Annotated in this window: 14 protein-coding genes; 3 read left to right on the top strand and 11 right to left on the bottom strand. The window is 66.6% G+C overall.

The window, feature by feature from the left end; all coding sequences use genetic code 11:
- A partial coding sequence (locus VIM61_12300; GenBank protein ID HEY8901184.1) for an excinuclease ABC subunit UvrA occupies window positions 1-1,767 on the bottom strand: 1,767 nt, incomplete at its 3' end.
- A 100-nt stretch (window positions 1,768-1,867) separates the two neighbouring features.
- Between VIM61_12300 and VIM61_12295 the strand changes: the two genes are divergently transcribed.
- On the top strand, window positions 1,868-2,851 hold the full coding sequence (locus VIM61_12295) for a trypsin-like serine protease (GenBank protein HEY8901183.1): 984 nt from the start codon (window positions 1,868-1,870) through the stop codon (window positions 2,849-2,851).
- 10 nt (window positions 2,852-2,861) lie between these two features.
- Here the strand turns inward: VIM61_12295 and VIM61_12290 are convergent, their stop codons facing one another.
- From VIM61_12290 to VIM61_12270, 5 genes are all read right to left on the bottom strand, one after another.
- The gene (locus tag VIM61_12290) at window positions 2,862-4,049 is read right to left on the bottom strand and encodes an aldo/keto reductase (GenBank protein HEY8901182.1); all 1,188 of its coding nucleotides are present in this window, start codon (window positions 4,047-4,049) and stop codon (window positions 2,862-2,864) included.
- 8 nt (window positions 4,050-4,057) lie between these two features.
- Window positions 4,058-5,122, bottom strand: coding sequence for a TRAM domain-containing protein (locus VIM61_12285; protein ID HEY8901181.1), 1,065 nt, complete (start codon window positions 5,120-5,122; stop codon window positions 4,058-4,060).
- Between the two features lie 91 nt (window positions 5,123-5,213).
- Window positions 5,214-5,597, bottom strand: a complete 384-nt coding sequence (locus tag VIM61_12280) for an Hsp20/alpha crystallin family protein (protein ID HEY8901180.1) — start codon at window positions 5,595-5,597, stop codon at window positions 5,214-5,216.
- Window positions 5,598-5,623: 26 nt separating this feature from the next.
- Window positions 5,624-6,061, bottom strand: coding sequence for an Hsp20/alpha crystallin family protein (locus tag VIM61_12275; protein ID HEY8901179.1), 438 nt, complete (start codon window positions 6,059-6,061; stop codon window positions 5,624-5,626).
- Between the two features lie 209 nt (window positions 6,062-6,270).
- Window positions 6,271-7,206 (bottom strand): type II secretion system F family protein, encoded by a 936-nt coding sequence (locus VIM61_12270; GenBank protein ID HEY8901178.1) that lies wholly within the window; start codon window positions 7,204-7,206, stop codon window positions 6,271-6,273.
- Window positions 7,207-7,268: 62 nt separating this feature from the next.
- Between VIM61_12270 and ribD the strand changes: the two genes are divergently transcribed.
- Window positions 7,269-8,294, top strand: coding sequence for a bifunctional diaminohydroxyphosphoribosylaminopyrimidine deaminase/5-amino-6-(5-phosphoribosylamino)uracil reductase RibD (gene ribD, locus VIM61_12265; protein ID HEY8901177.1), 1,026 nt, complete (start codon window positions 7,269-7,271; stop codon window positions 8,292-8,294).
- A gap of 15 nt (window positions 8,295-8,309) precedes the next feature.
- Here the strand turns inward: ribD and trpB are convergent, their stop codons facing one another.
- The 3 genes from trpB to VIM61_12250 form a co-directional block, all read right to left on the bottom strand.
- Window positions 8,310-9,524: a tryptophan synthase subunit beta gene (trpB, locus tag VIM61_12260; GenBank protein ID HEY8901176.1), complete on the bottom strand. Its 1,215-nt coding sequence runs from the start codon at window positions 9,522-9,524 to the stop codon at window positions 8,310-8,312.
- Window positions 9,525-9,574: 50 nt separating this feature from the next.
- The gene (locus VIM61_12255; GenBank protein HEY8901175.1) at window positions 9,575-12,361 is read right to left on the bottom strand and encodes a hypothetical protein; all 2,787 of its coding nucleotides are present in this window, start codon (window positions 12,359-12,361) and stop codon (window positions 9,575-9,577) included.
- A 73-nt stretch (window positions 12,362-12,434) separates the two neighbouring features.
- The gene (locus VIM61_12250; GenBank protein HEY8901174.1) at window positions 12,435-13,382 is read right to left on the bottom strand and encodes a hypothetical protein; all 948 of its coding nucleotides are present in this window, start codon (window positions 13,380-13,382) and stop codon (window positions 12,435-12,437) included.
- A 156-nt stretch (window positions 13,383-13,538) separates the two neighbouring features.
- Between VIM61_12250 and rnhC the strand changes: the two genes are divergently transcribed.
- Entirely contained in the window at window positions 13,539-14,456 is a 918-nt protein-coding gene (gene rnhC / locus VIM61_12245) for a ribonuclease HIII (protein HEY8901173.1), read from the top strand.
- 78 nt (window positions 14,457-14,534) lie between these two features.
- Here the strand turns inward: rnhC and VIM61_12240 are convergent, their stop codons facing one another.
- Window positions 14,535-15,011 (bottom strand): hypothetical protein, encoded by a 477-nt coding sequence (locus VIM61_12240; protein ID HEY8901172.1) that lies wholly within the window; start codon window positions 15,009-15,011, stop codon window positions 14,535-14,537.
- Window positions 15,012-15,018: 7 nt separating this feature from the next.
- On the bottom strand, window positions 15,019-15,495 hold the full coding sequence (locus VIM61_12235) for a hypothetical protein (GenBank protein HEY8901171.1): 477 nt from the start codon (window positions 15,493-15,495) through the stop codon (window positions 15,019-15,021).
- Window positions 15,496-15,552 lie beyond the last annotated feature (57 nt).

The following is a 15,552-nucleotide window of genomic DNA, read 5'->3' as shown; positions in this document are numbered from 1 at the left end:
GCCCTGCGCCACGAGGCGACCGCCGCGCGGACCCGCGCCCGGGCCGAGATCGAGCACATGGTCGGCCGCGCGAATCGTGTCCTCGTCGTGTTCGACGACGATCACGGAATTCCCGAGATCGCGCAGGTTGCGCAGCGTGCCGATAAGGCGGTCGTTGTCGCGCTGGTGCAGGCCGATGCTCGGTTCGTCGAGCACGTAGAGCACGCCCGCCAGGCCGGATCCGATCTGCGTGGCGAGGCGGATGCGCTGGGCCTCGCCGCCGGAGAGCGTGCCGCTCTCGCGCTTGAGATTGAGGTAGCCAAGACCCACCTCGTTCAAAAACCCGAGCCGCTGCCGCACTTCGCGCAGCACATCCTCGACAACGTGACGCTCGGAATCGGTGAGGGCAATGCGGTCGGCCACCGACAGGGCGCGCGCGATGCTCGAGGCGCAGAACGAATCGATGTTCCAGGGCGTGCCGTCGACCTCGCGGATCGTCACGGCGAGAATCTCCGGGCGCAACCGCGCTCCCTGGCAGGTCTCGCACTTTTTCCATCCAGTAAAGGCCCGGAGCCGGTTCTTCGTGAACTCACTCTCGCTCTTCTCGAGCATTCGCTCGAGCTGCGGCACGAGCCCCTCGAACGGCTTTTCCACGATCTTGCCACCGACGCCGATCTTGAACGCCAGCTCGCGATCCCCGGTGCCGAAAAACAGCGCAGACTGAAACTCCCGCGGCAGCTCCCGGAACGGCGCCTTTTCGCTCACGCCGAACTCGCGCACCAGGCCCGCCAGCAACGCGGCATAGTAGCTGCGCATGCGCTTGTTGCCGGTCTTCCAGGGCTTGATCGTGCCGTCGGCCAGCGACTTCGCCGGATCGACCATCAGCTCGGGATCGCAGAACATCTGCGTGCCGATGCCGTGACAGGCAGGGCAGGCGCCGAGGTGGCTGTTGAAGGAAAAATGCTTCGGCGTAAGCCGCGTCATCGTGAAGCCGGTCGCCGGATTGCAGTAATCGGTCGAAAATCGCTGCTCGACCCAGTCGCCGCCGTCGGGAGACTGCCGCGAAACGGTAATATGATTCGAGCCCCAGCGCAGCGCGGTCTCGATGGAATCCGCGAGGCGCTGGCCGAGCTCCGGTCGGACGACGAGTCGATCGACCACCGCCTCGATGGTGTGCCGCTTGCCCTTGTCGAGCTTGATGGGCTCCGGCTGGCCCAGCTCGATCATTTCGCCATCGATACGCAGCCGCACGAAGCCCTCGCGTCGCGCCTTTTCGATCACATCGCGGAATTCCCCGACTTCTCGCTCCACGAGCGGCGCGAGGAGGATGAACCTGGTGCCCTCGGACCATCCGGTGATCACGTCGGCGATCTGCTGCGGGGTCTGTCGCACGACGGGCTCGCCCGTTTTCGGATCGTGAGGCCGACCGATCGCCGCGAAGAGCAGGCGCAGGTAATCGTAAATTTCCGTCGTCGTCGCGATGGTCGAGCGCGGGTTCGCCCCGCTCGTGCGCTGCTCGATCGCGATCGCCGGCGACAGGCCTTCGATGTAGTCCACGTCCGGCTTCTGCATCTGGTCGAGGAATTGCCGCGCGTAGGCCGAGAGGCTCTCGACGTATTTGCGCTGGCCCTCGGCGTAGAGCGTGTCGAACGCGAGCGAGGACTTGCCGGATCCGCTGAGACCGGTGACGACAACGAGCTGGTTGCGCGGAATTTCGATGTCGAGATTGCGCAAATTGTGCTGCCGGGCGCCCTTGATCCGGATGACGGAGTGGTGATTCGTCCCCATGGGTGAATCGCCCAGTATAGCGCACCCCGCCGGGGGGCTGCCCACGAAAAACGTCCGCCCCCTTGCAAAGCTCGGTTCGCGTGTTAAGCAAGGCTCGGCCGTGATTGCCCGTTCCTCCATCGTCTTCTCCGTTCTCGGGCTCGCCTTCCTCGCGGCCGTCGGGAACGCACCGGCAGTGGTCCGTCGCGACGATCAACCCGACTCCCTGTATCGATCCCTCGGTCGCAGCGCGGCCTTCAAATCCGTCGGGCGCGTGGAAATCGACTACGGCCGCGGCTACGAGGCGATCGGCACGGCCACGCTCTACGGCCGCGACCGCGTTGTCAGCGCCGCCCACGTCTTCGACGACTCCTCGCTCGCCGGCGCCCGGCGCGTGCGCATCAATTTCGGAAAAGGCCGCACGCGCACGATCGATTTCTCCTCTCCCGGCGTGGTGAACATCAACCCGCGCTACAATTCCCGCACGCTCAAGAACGACGTCTCCGTTGCGTTCCTGTCCCGCCCCTTCAAGCTCGCGCCCGCCCGCATTTACACGGGCCGCAAGCTCTCGCTCGACAGCAGGATCACCTTCGTAGGCTACGGCGACACCGGGACCGGCCTCTCCGGCAGCTCGACCTACTCAACGAAAAAACGCGGTGGCGAGAACGCGGTCGGCCGATACCTCCTCCGCGGCAGGGATTTCGAGGTCGACTTCGATCGCGCGGGCACGTCCCGCTACAATTCGCTGGGCAGTCCCGTCGCCATGCGGCTGGAGGGCCTGCTCGGCCCGGGCGACAGCGGAGGCTCGGCCTGGGTCTTTCGCAGCGGGCGCTGGCAGATGGTCGGCATCAACTCCTACGGCCTCGACTGGTTCCCGCGCGGCAATGGCAACGGAGTCTCGGACGACTACGGGGATCGCAGCGGCTTCGTCTATCTGCCGCGCTATTCCAAGTGGCTGGACTCGCTGAGCAACCCCTCCGCGCAGACCGCGAGCCGCTCGATCTCCGCGCAACTCGCCGCCGTTCCCGAGCCCGGCACCGCCATGCTCGTCGCCGCTGCCGGGCTCGTCGGCGGCCTCCTGCTCCGACGACGCCGGAACGGCTGATCCCGCGACGCTAGTCGCCGGATTTGCTCAATCGCTCGACCGGCTTGTCGAAGAGCATCGCGTGCGCCTCGCGCAGCCGTCCCGGGATTTCCTCCGCGAACGGACTCTCCCTCACCGCCGCGCGCAGAGCGTCCTCCTCGAACTCGGCGGCGTTCTTGCCCGGGAACCAATGCTCGGCCTGCCCGAGGAGGTTGTAGCGCATCCGGCCGAAATCCACGAGATCGAGGCTCTTCGCATAATTCGCGAGCCGCAGGATTTCCCAGACGTTCACGTCGCCGGGCACGTGGTCCCAGTCGGGAATTCCTTCGGCCCAGCGCTCAACCCAATCGGCCCCCAGCACCCGGACCATTTCCGCCCGCAGCCGCGCGTCGATCTCCGCAACCAGCGGACCGCATGCCTCCAGCTTCTCGAGCGCCACGACGTGCGCATCGAAATCTGTCGGTCGCGCGGCGCCGATGCTGAGCGTGTGCACCTCCGGTCGCAGCAGGCAAAAGAGGTCGTTGAATTCCATCGGCGTGAGCGGCGCACAAAGCTCGGCGAGCTTTGGCGGCGGTTCGTAGAGCTTCCCGCCCTTGTCGTTCGGACTGATGATGAAGACGCCCATGTCCTGGCGCGTCGCCGCCTCGACGCACGGCCAGTTGATGCCGTTCACCCAATACCAGTGCAGGTTCACGTAATCGAACTCGCCCGTCTCGATCGCCTTGCGAATCACTCGCGGCAGTGCGTGCGTGGAAAAGCCGATGTGCCGCACGCGCCCATCGCGCTGGAGCTGGCGCGCCGCCTCGAGACAGCCGCCCGGGCGCAGGCTCTGGTCGAGCAGCTCGTCGGTATTGATGCCGTGGAGCGAAAGGAGGTCGACATATTCGAGCCCGAGGAGCGACATCGACTTTTCGAAGGTCTCCACGAATTCCGCGGGCGATTCGCGCGGGCTCACCTTCGTCTGCACGATGAGTTTCTCCCGCGGCAACGTCGGCAAAATCCGGCCGAGCTGCATTTCGGAGGAACCGTAACCCCGCGCCGTCTCGATGTGATTGATGCCCAGCTCGAGCGCGCGATGAATCGTCGCTTCGAGATTCGCCTGCCCTTCGGCGGGAATCTTCTCCGGCGCGACGTCGCTCCAGGAATGCTGGTAGCGCATCCCGCCGCAACTCAGCACCGGCATCGAAAGCTCCGTGCGCCCGAACCGACGATAGAACATGCCCTCCGTTACTCCACGCGGGCCAGCTCCGCCAGCACTTCGATTTCCGCCGTCTGCGGAAACATGTCGAACGGCGTCGCCGACACCAGCCGGTAGGAATTCGCCAACCCCTTCACGTCGCGGGCGAGCGTGGCGGGATTGCACGAAACGTAAAGAATCCGCGCCACGGGATAGGCCGTCAGCAGGTCGAGCACACGCGCATCCACGCCCTGCGCCGGAGGATCGAGGATCACCGTCACGCCCGCACCGTCGACCGTCGCAAGCACATCGCCGAGCTGATCGCCCACGTCTCCCTCGAGATAACTCTCGTTCGCCGCCGCGCGCTCGCGGGCCTGCGCCACGCTGCGCTCGTTCCACTCGATGCCCACCACGCGCTCGAACTTCGACGCCAGCCGGTTCGCAAAAAATCCGTCGCCGCAATAGGCATCGATCAGCGTCGCCCCGCCGCCGGCGCAGGCTGCGTCCACCGCCGCCAGCAGCAGCGCCGCGACCGCGTCGTTCGTCTGGTGAAAGCCATAGCGCTCGCGATGCTCCCGCAACGGCCGGGCGCCCTCGCGGAACCGCTCCTGGCGCAACTCGGTCAGCAACTGATTCACCCGCTCGGAGCCCAGCAGGCAGCGCTCGATATCGACGAGGCCCTTGCCGTCACGCCGATGAAAGCCGACCCGCCCGCCGACGCGATGCACCGTGATGCGGTTGCGATACCCATAGGGCAGCGGCGACGCCACGGCATCACGCACCTCCGGAGCGTCGATCCCGCCCAGCCTGCGCAACGTTTGCCGCACCTGCCCGGTCTTGAGCTCGATCTGATAACCGTAGTCGATGTGCTGATACGAACAACCGCCGCAGGTGCCATAATACGGGCACGGCGGCTTCACCCGGCGGGGCGACGCCTCCACCACGCGCACGAGCTCGCCTTCGGTGAAGCGCTTCTTCGCCGGGATCACACTCACCTCGACGCGCTCGCCAGGCACCGCATCCGCAACGAAACACACTCGCCCGTCGGCGAGGCGACCCACCGCCTTTCCGCCAAAGGCCACGTCGGTAATTTCAATGATTTCGGATGCAGACACGTTCCGAAGGTAGAGGGACCGCCGCCCGGAAAAAAGAAATCCCGCCGGCTTTTGAAAACCGGCGGGATTCCTGGAAACGCAGGCTCGGGCGTCAGCTCACCGCGATGCGACGCGGCTTCGCGCTCTCGGCCTTCGGCAGCCGCACAACGAGCAGGCCCTGGTCGATCGTGGCCTCGATGCGCGCGGCATCGATGGCGGGATCGAGTTCGAACCGGCGACGGTAGTCCGCCTCGGGCGACTCGCGATAAACGAGCCCTTCGCGGGCATCCGCACCGGCCCGACGGCCGACGAGCGTGAGCTTGCCGTCCTCGAAGGTCACCTCGACGCCGCCTTTGGAGACGCCGGGCATTTCGACCTCGAGCGTGTAGCCGTCAGCGTCCTGCCGGATGTTCACGGCGGGAGCGACGAAGTTCTGGTTCTGCGTCCGGACCGCTTGGACGGCGGACTCGGCGGGTTTTTCAATGATCTGGCTCATGGTGATTTTTCGGTGGAATGGTGGAGTTACTGGACGTTGACCTCGATCTTGCGAGGCCGGGCTTCTTCGGCCTTCGGCAGGGTGATCGTGAGCACGCCATCGGTGTAGGTGGCGGTGACGGCATCGCCCTTTACCGGGGCGGGAAGCGTGACCGTGCGGCTGAACTGGCCGACGAAACGCTCGCGGCGGACGGTTTCACCTTCGCGCTGCTCGCTCTCGGATTTCCGCTCTCCCGAGATCGTCAGATTGTCGTCGTGGAGCGCGATCTCGAAGTCGTCCTTCTTCAGTCCCGCGGCTTCGAGCGAAACGATCACGCGTTCGGAATCTTCGTGAATGTCGAGCGCCGGCGACCAGCCACGGCCCGCACGCGGGCCGGTCAGTTCAAAGGCAGAGTCGAAGAGGTCCCGAAGGGAGGTCAGCCGGGCGAAGGCCGGCACTTGAGGTTGATAGCTGATGAGTCTCATTTTGTGGAATCAGGTTGAGGTTGATGTTCTCAACTCCTCTTACAGCTTGGCGAATGCCGGACCGAAACAAGACAAGAAAACTCAACACAAGAGCCTGTATTTAAGCAACTTGCAGCGCAGAAATCTCAGAGTCAAATTTCGACAAAAGCGTCATCATGACTCATACGTCGCGTTATTTTACTCACAATATAAGTGCCAATTTGGCACTTCTATTGGAGGAGCGAGTTTACGGTTTGAAAGTAGCCGAGGTAATACGAGACGATTCTCCAGGCGACGACGAGCATCACAAGCAGGAGAATTCCCTTCCCGAGCGCGCCGGCGATCAGGTCGAGCCGGCGATCGAGTTGCTCGGTGAAGCGCGTGGCCTGGCGAGTCATTTCCTCGTCGAGCCGGCCCGACGTTTCGCCGATCTGGAAGGCCCGGTCGATGGCCTCCGGAAAAGCCCGCGTGCCGGCCACGGAAGCGCCCAGGGCGCCGCCACCCTGCACCGCGACCACGGCCGCCTCGGCGCCGTGTCGAAAGAGGGCACTCCCGCTCGCGTCGGCGGAGCGGCGCATGGCCGAGAGAATCCCGCCGCTCGCGCGCACGAGCATCCCCATCAGCATGCAAAAGCGCGAACCGACGAGGGCGACGCGCGTTCCGCCAATGCCCGGGATCGATTGCAGAAACTGGTCGACGGAGGCATTCGCCGCCCCGGCCTTCACCGCGAGTCGCACGAGCGCGACGGCCAGCCCGAACAGCACGTAAAAGATCGCGAGGAAGCCCAGCGCCTGCCCGAAAAACGCCTCGGGGCCGTCCGACATGAAGGCCGGCACCGCCAGGGCGACCGCGGCGAAATGCAGCAGAAAAAACGGATAGAGCACGCCGATGATCAGGCGTTTCCGGGCCCGCCCGAGCGCGGCGTAGTAGTCCCGCAGATAGGCCATCGCGTCGTCGAGGCGTCCCGAGGATTCGCCACCACCCACAATCTCGCGATCGAGCGCGCCGAAGACCGACGGCGTGCCCGCGAAATAACTGACCGCCGAGCCATCGCCGGTCGACGCTTTCATCGCGATCGCCGTCTCGCGCATCGCCGAGGATCGCGACCGGGCAACCACTTCGAGCGCGTCGGGCACCGATCGCCCGCTGCGGAGCAACTCGCTCATTTCGTGGAAGAACTGCTCTTTCTGCTGGAGGGAAAGGTGCATAGACGAGCTAGGCTCACCAAATGGTAGCACAGTCGACGACGGACGAAAGGCATATGCAGGCGGCGCTCGACGAAGCGCGGAAGGGCCTCGGCAAAACCAGCCCGAATCCCGCCGTCGGCGCGGTCATCGTGAAGGGTCGCCGGATCCTCGCCCGCGGCCACCACCACGCCGCCGGCCGGCCGCATGCGGAGATCGAGGCCATCCGCGCGCTCGCCTCGCCCGCGGAAGCCCGTGGCGCCACGATCTACGTCACGCTGGAGCCGTGCTCGACCCAGGGCCGCACGCCGGCCTGCTCGGACGCCCTCACGCGGCACGGCTTCGCCCGCGTCGTCTACGGCGCAACCGACCCCAACCCCGCCCACGCCGGCCGCGCCGACGCCATTTTGCAGGCCGCGGGGATCGCGGTGACGTCCGGAGTGCTCGCCGACGCGTGCACGAAACTCAACGCCGCGTGGAATCACTGGATCGTCACCGGCCGCCCCTGGGTGATCGCCAAATGCGGCATGTCCCTCGACGGCCGCATCAGTTCGCATCCCGAGTCGCGATGGATCACCAGCCCGGAAAGCCGCGCCGACGCCATGCGGCTGCGCGCCGGGGTCGACGCCATCCTCGTGGGCGGCGGCACCGTGCGCGCCGACAATCCGAAGCTGACCATCCGCGGCATTCCCGGCGCGAAGCAGCCATGGCGCGTGATCATGAGTCGCTCGACGACGCGCCTGCCGGCGGCGGCGCATCTTTTCACGGACCGCCACCGCGACCGCACTCTCGTTTTCTCGCGCGAAAAACTCGGCGCCGTGCTCGCCGCCCTCGGCAAAATGAACGTCACGAGCGTGCTGATCGAAGGCGGCGGTCGCACGCTCGGCGAGGCCTTCGACGCCGGCCTCGTCAACGAAGCCGTCATCTACATGGCGCCGCAACTTCTCGGCGGCCCGGTTCCCGCGGTCGGCGGTCTTGGCGTCGGCCGCAGCGAGGATGCCCCGCGACTTGCGGACGTCAGCTACACGCGAATCGGCGACGACGTCCGCATCCGCGGCCGCGTCGTTTGATCCGGGCGGCCGCCGCTACGAGGCGTCCATGCCGAGAAGGATCTTCGCGGCCTGGTTCACGTCCTTGTCCCCGCGGCCGGAGAGGTTCGCGATGATGATTTTATCGCGGCCCATCTGCGGCGCGACCTTGATCACGTGCGCAATGGCGTGGGACGACTCCAGCGCGGGAATGATGCCCTCCACCGACGCGAGCATCTGAAAGGCGGCGAGCGCCTCGTCGTCGGTCGCGTAGTCGTATTCGGCGCGGCCGATGTCCTTCAACCAGCAATGCTCGGGGCCGACCGCCGCGTAATCGAGACCCGCCGAAACCGAATGCGTGCCTTCGATCTGGCCGTCCTCGTTCGCGAGCAGCCACGTCTTCGCGCCCTGCAATACGCCAAGCCTGCCGCCCTGGAAGCGCGCCGCGTGCTCGCCGGGCCTGATGCCGTGGCCGCCAGCCTCGACGCCGACCATGCGCACGTTCTCGTCGTTGAGGAAGGCGTAGAAGAGGCCGATCGCGTTGCTGCCGCCGCCCACGCAGGCCACGAGCAGATCGGGCAGGCGCTCCTCGCGCTGGAGAATCTGCCGGCGCGCCTCGTCGCCGATCACGCGGTGAAAATCGCGCACCATCATCGGGTAGGGATGCGCCCCGTAGGCCGTGCCGAGGATGTAATGCGTCGAGCGGATGTTCGTCACCCAGTCGCGCATCGCCTCGTTCACCGCCTCCTTGAGCGTGGCCTGCCCGGCCGTCACCGCGACGACCTTCGCGCCGAGGAAGCGCATGCGGGCAACGTTCAGCGCCTGCCGCTCCATGTCGACGGCGCCCATGTAGATCACGCACTCGCAGCCGAAGCGGGCGGCCACGGTCGCGGTCGCCACGCCGTGCTGGCCCGCGCCGGTCTCGGCAATGATGCGTTTCTTGCCCATGCGGCGGGCGAGCAGGATCTGGCCGACTGCGTTGTTGATCTTGTGCGCGCCGGTGTGGAGCAGGTCCTCGCGCTTGAGGTAGATCTTCGCGCCGCCGAGCTTCTCGGTGAGGCGTTCGGCGAAATAGAGCGGCGTCGGCCGGCCGACGTAATTCGCCAGCAGGTCGGCGAGTTCGCGGCGGAATTCCGGGTCCTTGCGCGCGGCGGCGTATTCGTCCTCGAGTTCCTTCAGTGCGGTCCAGAGCGTCTCGGGCACGAAAATCCCGCCGTAAGGGCCAAAGTGTCCGCCCGCGTCGGGCATCGTGTCATATACCGAGGAACTCATACCCTCAACTTGAACGCTGCCGGCCAAAGTCGCAAGAGCGCCCGCCCGGCTCAGTCGGCGGGCAGGTGCAACGTCACCCGGTCGCCGGCCGGCAGCTCGACCGTAGCCGTGCCTTCGCGGGAATTCACCACGGGCGTCACCGTGGTTCGCCGGCCCCTCGCCTCGCAGACGATCGGCAATGGCGTCCCCGCTTTCGCGTCCGGGAACGTCCAGCGAATGGGCGCGTCGGCGGAGTAGCTCCAGGCGCCGCCAGCGTTCGAGATGCTGGCCGAGACCGGTTTGGAACCCGCCGACGCCAGCTCCTGCCTGCCCACCCGCAGCCGCTTGCCGCGTCCGAGATACAGCTCGCGGAGGCCTTCTGCATTCGTCGAGGCGACGGCGAAGGTTCCCTGGAAAAGTCCGCCATCGGGCGTCGCGTGCTCGGCATCGTCGACGGCATTGAGGATCACATCCTTTCGCCCCTGCAACTCGCGGTCGAGAGGCCGGCTCTCGACGACAAGGCCCACGAAGCTCCTGGATCCTGGCAACGCCGTGATCTTCGCGATCGATTTTCGACCGGCTTCGTGGGGCTCGAAGACCGCGACGAATGGCGCATTCCAGCCGTCCTTCCCCGTCTGTCGGACGATGATCGACGGCGTGGAGGCCGGCGCCTTGCTCGCGCCCGCGGGCGTCACGTCGACGAGCGTCGTAGGCGGCGCGTCGAATTGGAAAACGCTCCGGCCGGCGCCCCCGCGCATCCACATGTCCATGAAAAGCGTCGGCGAGGATTTCCCGGGAATCGTCCACTGCGCGAGGAAATCCCCATCGGCGTGCGTCCTGCTCACGTTGCGGAAGAACCGATAGAGCGCGGGATCCTTTTTGCCGAAGGCGGCGGGCTCCTCCGCCAGGGGACGATTGGCGGCGTCCGCGAGGCGCAGCGCGCTGCCGACGTTGTGGTAAAGGTAATCGTTATCCGGGAGCTTCGAGCGGAAGATGTCGACATAGTATCCGGTGGTCGCCGAGGTGCGCACGATCGCCACCAGCCGCCGCTTCTGGTCGGCGCCAATGTCCGCGAACGAGCACCACGGAGAGGTCTCCGTCGTATTCGTGAATCCGCCACGGGCCGGCGGCGGATCGATCGTGTGAACCGTGATCGGCCCCCGCGTGTAGCCGGGGAGGATCGTGTTGCTGCCGACCGCGGACTGGTGGTAGGCGCGGTCGTCGCTCCAATAGCTCTCGTAGGCCGAAGCGTCCGGACCGAGCGCCCAGCCCATGCCGTAGAGCTGCATCGCGAGGCCATTCTCGGAGAGATGCGCGCCCTTCCGGCCTCCGTAGAGCGTGGCCATGAGCGACGTCTTCGGATCGTTGCCGTTGCGCAGAACGACGTGCCGGTGGAAGGCGGAATACGCGGTGCGGGCCGCCGGCGTCGCGCCGCTCCCCGAGACATCGCCCACGTTCACGCAGATCCCAGTCCAGTCGACCTTGCTGCGATCGTAGATCCCCGCCTCCACGCCCTGGCGGATGGCGGCTGCCGCCGCGCGGGCATTCGCCTCGTCCTTCGTGCGGGTGTAATAGGCGAGCAGGTTCTCGAATGTCGAAAAATTCGCGGGGCCGCCGCGCATGTCGCCGAACACGACCAGATTCCCGCGGGCATCCATCCACGGGAACACCGCGAGCGCAGCCTTCTGCAGGGCCGGATTTTCCCTGATGATGTCCACGCCCTGGCGGGAGATCGGATGGTCGAACTGCAGGAGCGTATTGATCGTGCCGAAGGCGTAGCCGGGCGACTCGGGCCAGAGGCCGGTATCCTTGTCATAGGCGGCCACGATCTTCGGCAGCGCGTCGTGGTATTTCGTCGAATTCGTCGTGAAGAAGGGCAGGTAATAGTCCCGGCCGTGGCCATCGGCGTAGGCCTCGCTTTTCTCGAGCACGAGCATCGGCAACATCATCATGTTCCAGCCGTTCACGTTCCAGTTGCCATTATGCCCGCCTCTCACCCGTCCGATGTCGACGAACCGCTTGAACACGATGCCGGCCACCTCCGGCAGGCTCCTCCCGGTGGCCTGGAGCGCAGGCGCCGGATGCGCCTGCAGGTAATCGAAGAGGAAGTCGTAGACCGGGGCCGCGTGGAGGGCGAGGTCGTCGTGGATCTGCTCGTAATCGTAGTAGCCAAGGATTCCGCCGGGCTTGGTGCCTCCCGGTCCCTTGGACGATTTGCCCGGGTCGAGCACCGGCTTCATGTAATACGTGCCAACCAGCCAGGCGTTGAAAATATCGGCGGCGAACTTCGCGTATTTCTCCTCGCCGCTCACCCAGTAGGCGAAGGCGGCCTTCTCCGCGAGAGAGAGGATCTCCACGTTGTTCGACCGCACGAGATGCCCGGATTTCCGGTAGGGCACGATCACCGGCGGCTGGTCGGGATTCTTCCGGCTCAGCGCCTTCATGTCGCCGTTTTCGCTGTAGGGAATGCGATCCTCCAGCGGGACATTCTGGTAATCGTTCCAGGTGCGCATCCCCGGCAGGCGCACCGTCGGCACCGGCGCGTCCCCCGTGCCGCGATCCCAGTTCTCGTCCTTGATGTAGCACTGCGTGTAGCGCTCGCCCGGCTTCCAATACATCGCCAGCCGCGACACGATCCATTGCGGGTCGCTCTGGTGCCGGGTCACGTAGGGATCGATCGTCGCGAGCAGATTCCGGTAGGCCCCCGCCGCCCAGGCATGATCGCGGATCTTCGCCTGAATGGCGGGCTTGTCCGCGTCGGAGACATAGAGGCGGGGATGATCCTCGCCCGCCCGCGCCGCGGACAGCATCCCGAGCAAACAGGCGACACGAACAAGACGACGGAGGAAAACAGTCATGACGTTTGGGGGATCGCTCGCCGTGCGAGGCGGAGCGCGGCCAGCGATACCGAAAGTCTTCGCGGCCCGCAAGTCAACCCGCGCCCGGCGCACCGAGGGCCCGGATGGCCCGGCGATGCGGCGACGGGATCGGCACGGCATCGAGTTCCCCGAGCGGGAAGCCCCGCAGCGAGCGATCCCCTGCCGGCGGCGCGGCGCGCACCACCTCCATCTGCACGCGATAGCGCGTGATCGGATAGACCTCGACGTGATCCGGCGGCGCTCCGGGCTCCACCTCGGGCAGGATCCACATGCCCCGCCAGCGGCCCGCCGATTGCGCGAGAAAAATCCGCGTCCCGTCGGTGAAAAACGCCCGCCGCTCCGTCACGTTCGTCACCGCGGCCCGCGCCCGCTTCACCGGCAGCGACTCCGGCGCATCGGCCCGGCATTCCCCGCGGATCGGGCATACCCCGCAGAGCGGCGCGCGAGGCTTGCACACGAGCGCGCCGAGCTCCATCAGCGCGGAGTTCAGCTCCCGTGCTCCCGTGCCGGCCGGCTGCAACGCCAGGGCCGCCTCGCGCAAGGCCGCCTTGCCCGCCGTCGAATCGATCGCCTGCCGGATGTCGTTCCGCCGCGCCAGCACGCGCGCGACATTTGCGTCCACCACCGCTGCCGGCCGCTCGAAGGCAAAGGCCAGCACCGCGCCCGCCGTGTATTCGCCGATCCCCGGCAGCGCCCGCAGCGCCGCGAGATCGCCGGGAATCTCGCCGCCATGGCGCTCGACCACGGCCCTTGCCGCGCGATGCAGGTTCCGCGCCCGCGAATAATACCCCAGCCCCTGCCACCGCCCGAGCACCGCCTCCTCCTCCGCCGCCGCCAGCACCGCCACGGTCGGGAATGCCGCCATCCACCGCTCGAAATACGGAATCACCGCCGCCACCGTCGTCTGCTGGCACATGAACTCCGAGACAAGCACCGCGTAGGGATCAGTCGTCCGCCGCCACGGCAGATCGCGAGCGTTGGCCTGATACCAGGCTAGCAATTTTGGATTTGGGATTTGGGATTGGGGATCTGGCACTGCGCGACGGACCACGGATAGCACGGATTTCACGGATTGACGCTCCCCGTTTCCCCGCGCACTCGTTCACCTCGGCATTTCCCCATCCGAGTCATCCGTGCTATCCGTGGTCCCTTTCCTGTGTCCAACGTCACGACCTACACGTCCCCCCTCACCCCCGGGCAGGTGCAACTGCTCCGCGAGGCCCTCGTCGCGCAGCAGTTCGACTTCGAGGCAAAGCCCTACATGATCTTCAGCGCCCGCAAGGGGAAGCTGAACGTCGCCGTCTATGAGAAAGGCCCGAAGGTCGTCGTGCAGGGCAAGGACCTCGCCGACTTCATCACCTTCACCCTCGAGCCGCAGGTCCTCGGCGAGGCGAAGTTCGGCTACGACGAGGTTTACGAGCCCGAGAAATTCGAGCCGCACTTCGGCATCGACGAGTCCGGCAAGGGCGACTTCTTCGGCCCGCTCGTCATCGCCGGCGCCTACGTCGATGCCGACATCGCCCGCACGCTCAAGGAAGCCGGCATCCAGGACAGCAAGGCCATCGGCTCCGACAAGCGCATCCGCGAACTCGCCGCCATCATCCGCCGCACGCGCACCCCGCAGACCGTCATCATGATCGGCCCGGAGAAATACAATCAGCTCTTCGCAAAGTTCCGGAATCTCAACCGCCTCCTCGCCTGGGGCCACGCCCGCGCCATCGAGAACCTCTGCGAAATGCGCCCGGACTGCCCTCGCGCCCTCTCCGACAAATTCGCCGACGAGAGCCTCATCCAGCGCGCCCTCATCGACAAGGGCAAGGCCCTCCAGCTTGAGCAGCGCACGAAGGCCGAGTCCGACTACGCCGTCGCCGCCGCCAGCATCCTCGCCCGTGAGAAGTTCATCGACTGGCTGCAAAAGACCGGCGAAGGCCTCGGCGTCACGCTGCCTCGCGGCGCCAGCGCGCAGGTGAAAACCATCGCCCGCCAGCTCGTCGCCGCGAAGGGCGCAGACTTCCTCGGCACCGTCGCGAAGACGCACTTCAAGACCGCCGCCGAGGTGATCGACTCGGTCTGACCCAGGCCGCCGCCACCGGGTCGGCCCCCGTTTCCTCCCCCCTGGCCGGGATGTCGATCCCGCCCGGCGCGGCGCGGATCAGGCCGGCCGCACCGCGCGCATGCGCCTCACGGCCGCGACGCCGAGCGTGACGAACACCGCCAGCACGAGCAGCTGCGCCACCGCGAACGGCGGCTCCGATTGCGTGGGCGCCAGCGCCTTGAGCGCGGGCGTATGCTGAAAGAGCTGCGCCACGAGCACAAAGGCATTGAAATAAAGCGCCGTCACCGCCGCGACGAGGAACACCGTCTCCCAGCCGCCGGCCGCGCGCTTCACCCGCAGCGCGAAGATCGCCACCGCCAGCACGCCGAGCGACAGCCCGCCGACGGCGATGCCCGGCGTCACGCCATGAAACGGAAAGAAGAATCCCGTCACGCTCGTCGCCACCGTCGTGACGAGGAAGATCGAGCGCCAGCCCGGCAAGTGCCGGCCCGCCAGCCAGCCGCCCAGTGCGACGAAGCCCGAGGCGATGCCCGCCAGACTGATGAGAACGTGAACGAGCGTGAAGGTGTCCATCGCGCCCTTATCCCTCGCGGTTGTTCATGGGCTTCCCTATAGCGCGAGTTTCCTGAAAGGAAACAGAATTCCTCCGGCGGCGGGCCGCAACCGCCTTGCCCTTCTTCGGCGGCGGGATCACTCCGATGCGCGGGTCGCCCGCCGCGGCCAGGCGCATCAGTTTCTCCGCGACCGTCTCGAAGGCCTCGTCCGCCTCGGGCAGGTAGAGCCACTTCGGAAGCACGCGATGCGGCGCGAGCATGGGGAACTCCGCCCGCAGCGCCGCGTGGTGCTCGCGCGACGTCGCCACCAGCATCCCGCGCCACGGCTCCTCCTTCGCCATGAAGGCCGCCACCAGCCGCCCGTCGAGATACACCGCCTTCGCGCCAAACATCGCCCGCAGCGCGAAATCCGGCCGCGCCTCCAGCGGCTCCCACAGCCACGCATGGCGATACGGGATCACCACCCGCGCCGGGGAACGATCTCGGGAACCGGGCTTGCGCATGCCCCAGCCTGGGAAGCGCCGCCCGGTCCCGGCAATCAAAAAGGCCCACCGGCCCCG

The organism is Chthoniobacterales bacterium (assembly GCA_036569045.1).
GTDB lineage: Bacteria > Verrucomicrobiota > Verrucomicrobiia > Chthoniobacterales > JAATET01 > JAATET01.
The sequence above is the reverse complement of the archived record's forward strand: the minus strand, read 5'-3'. Positions and strand labels throughout refer to the sequence as shown.

Bases quoted from the DNA above. Each gene is read 5' to 3' on its own strand.
- VIM61_12270 (HEY8901178.1), bottom strand. From the start codon at position 7,206: ATGAGCGAGTTGCTCCGCAGCGGGCGATCGGTGCCCGACGCGCTCGAA.
- VIM61_12290 (HEY8901182.1), bottom strand. From the start codon at position 4,049: ATGTTCTATCGTCGGTTCGGGCGCACGGAGCTTTCGATGCCGGTGCTG.
- VIM61_12240 (HEY8901172.1), bottom strand. From the start codon at position 15,011: ATGGACACCTTCACGCTCGTTCACGTTCTCATCAGTCTGGCGGGCATC.
- VIM61_12280 (HEY8901180.1), bottom strand. From the start codon at position 5,597: ATGAGCCAGATCATTGAAAAACCCGCCGAGTCCGCCGTCCAAGCGGTC.
- VIM61_12235 (HEY8901171.1), bottom strand. From the start codon at position 15,495: ATGCGCAAGCCCGGTTCCCGAGATCGTTCCCCGGCGCGGGTGGTGATC.
- VIM61_12255 (HEY8901175.1), bottom strand. From the start codon at position 12,361: ATGACTGTTTTCCTCCGTCGTCTTGTTCGTGTCGCCTGTTTGCTCGGG.
- trpB (HEY8901176.1), bottom strand. From the start codon at position 9,524: ATGAGTTCCTCGGTATATGACACGATGCCCGACGCGGGCGGACACTTT.
- VIM61_12275 (HEY8901179.1), bottom strand. From the start codon at position 6,061: ATGAGACTCATCAGCTATCAACCTCAAGTGCCGGCCTTCGCCCGGCTG.
- ribD (HEY8901177.1), top strand. From the start codon at position 7,269: ATGGTAGCACAGTCGACGACGGACGAAAGGCATATGCAGGCGGCGCTC.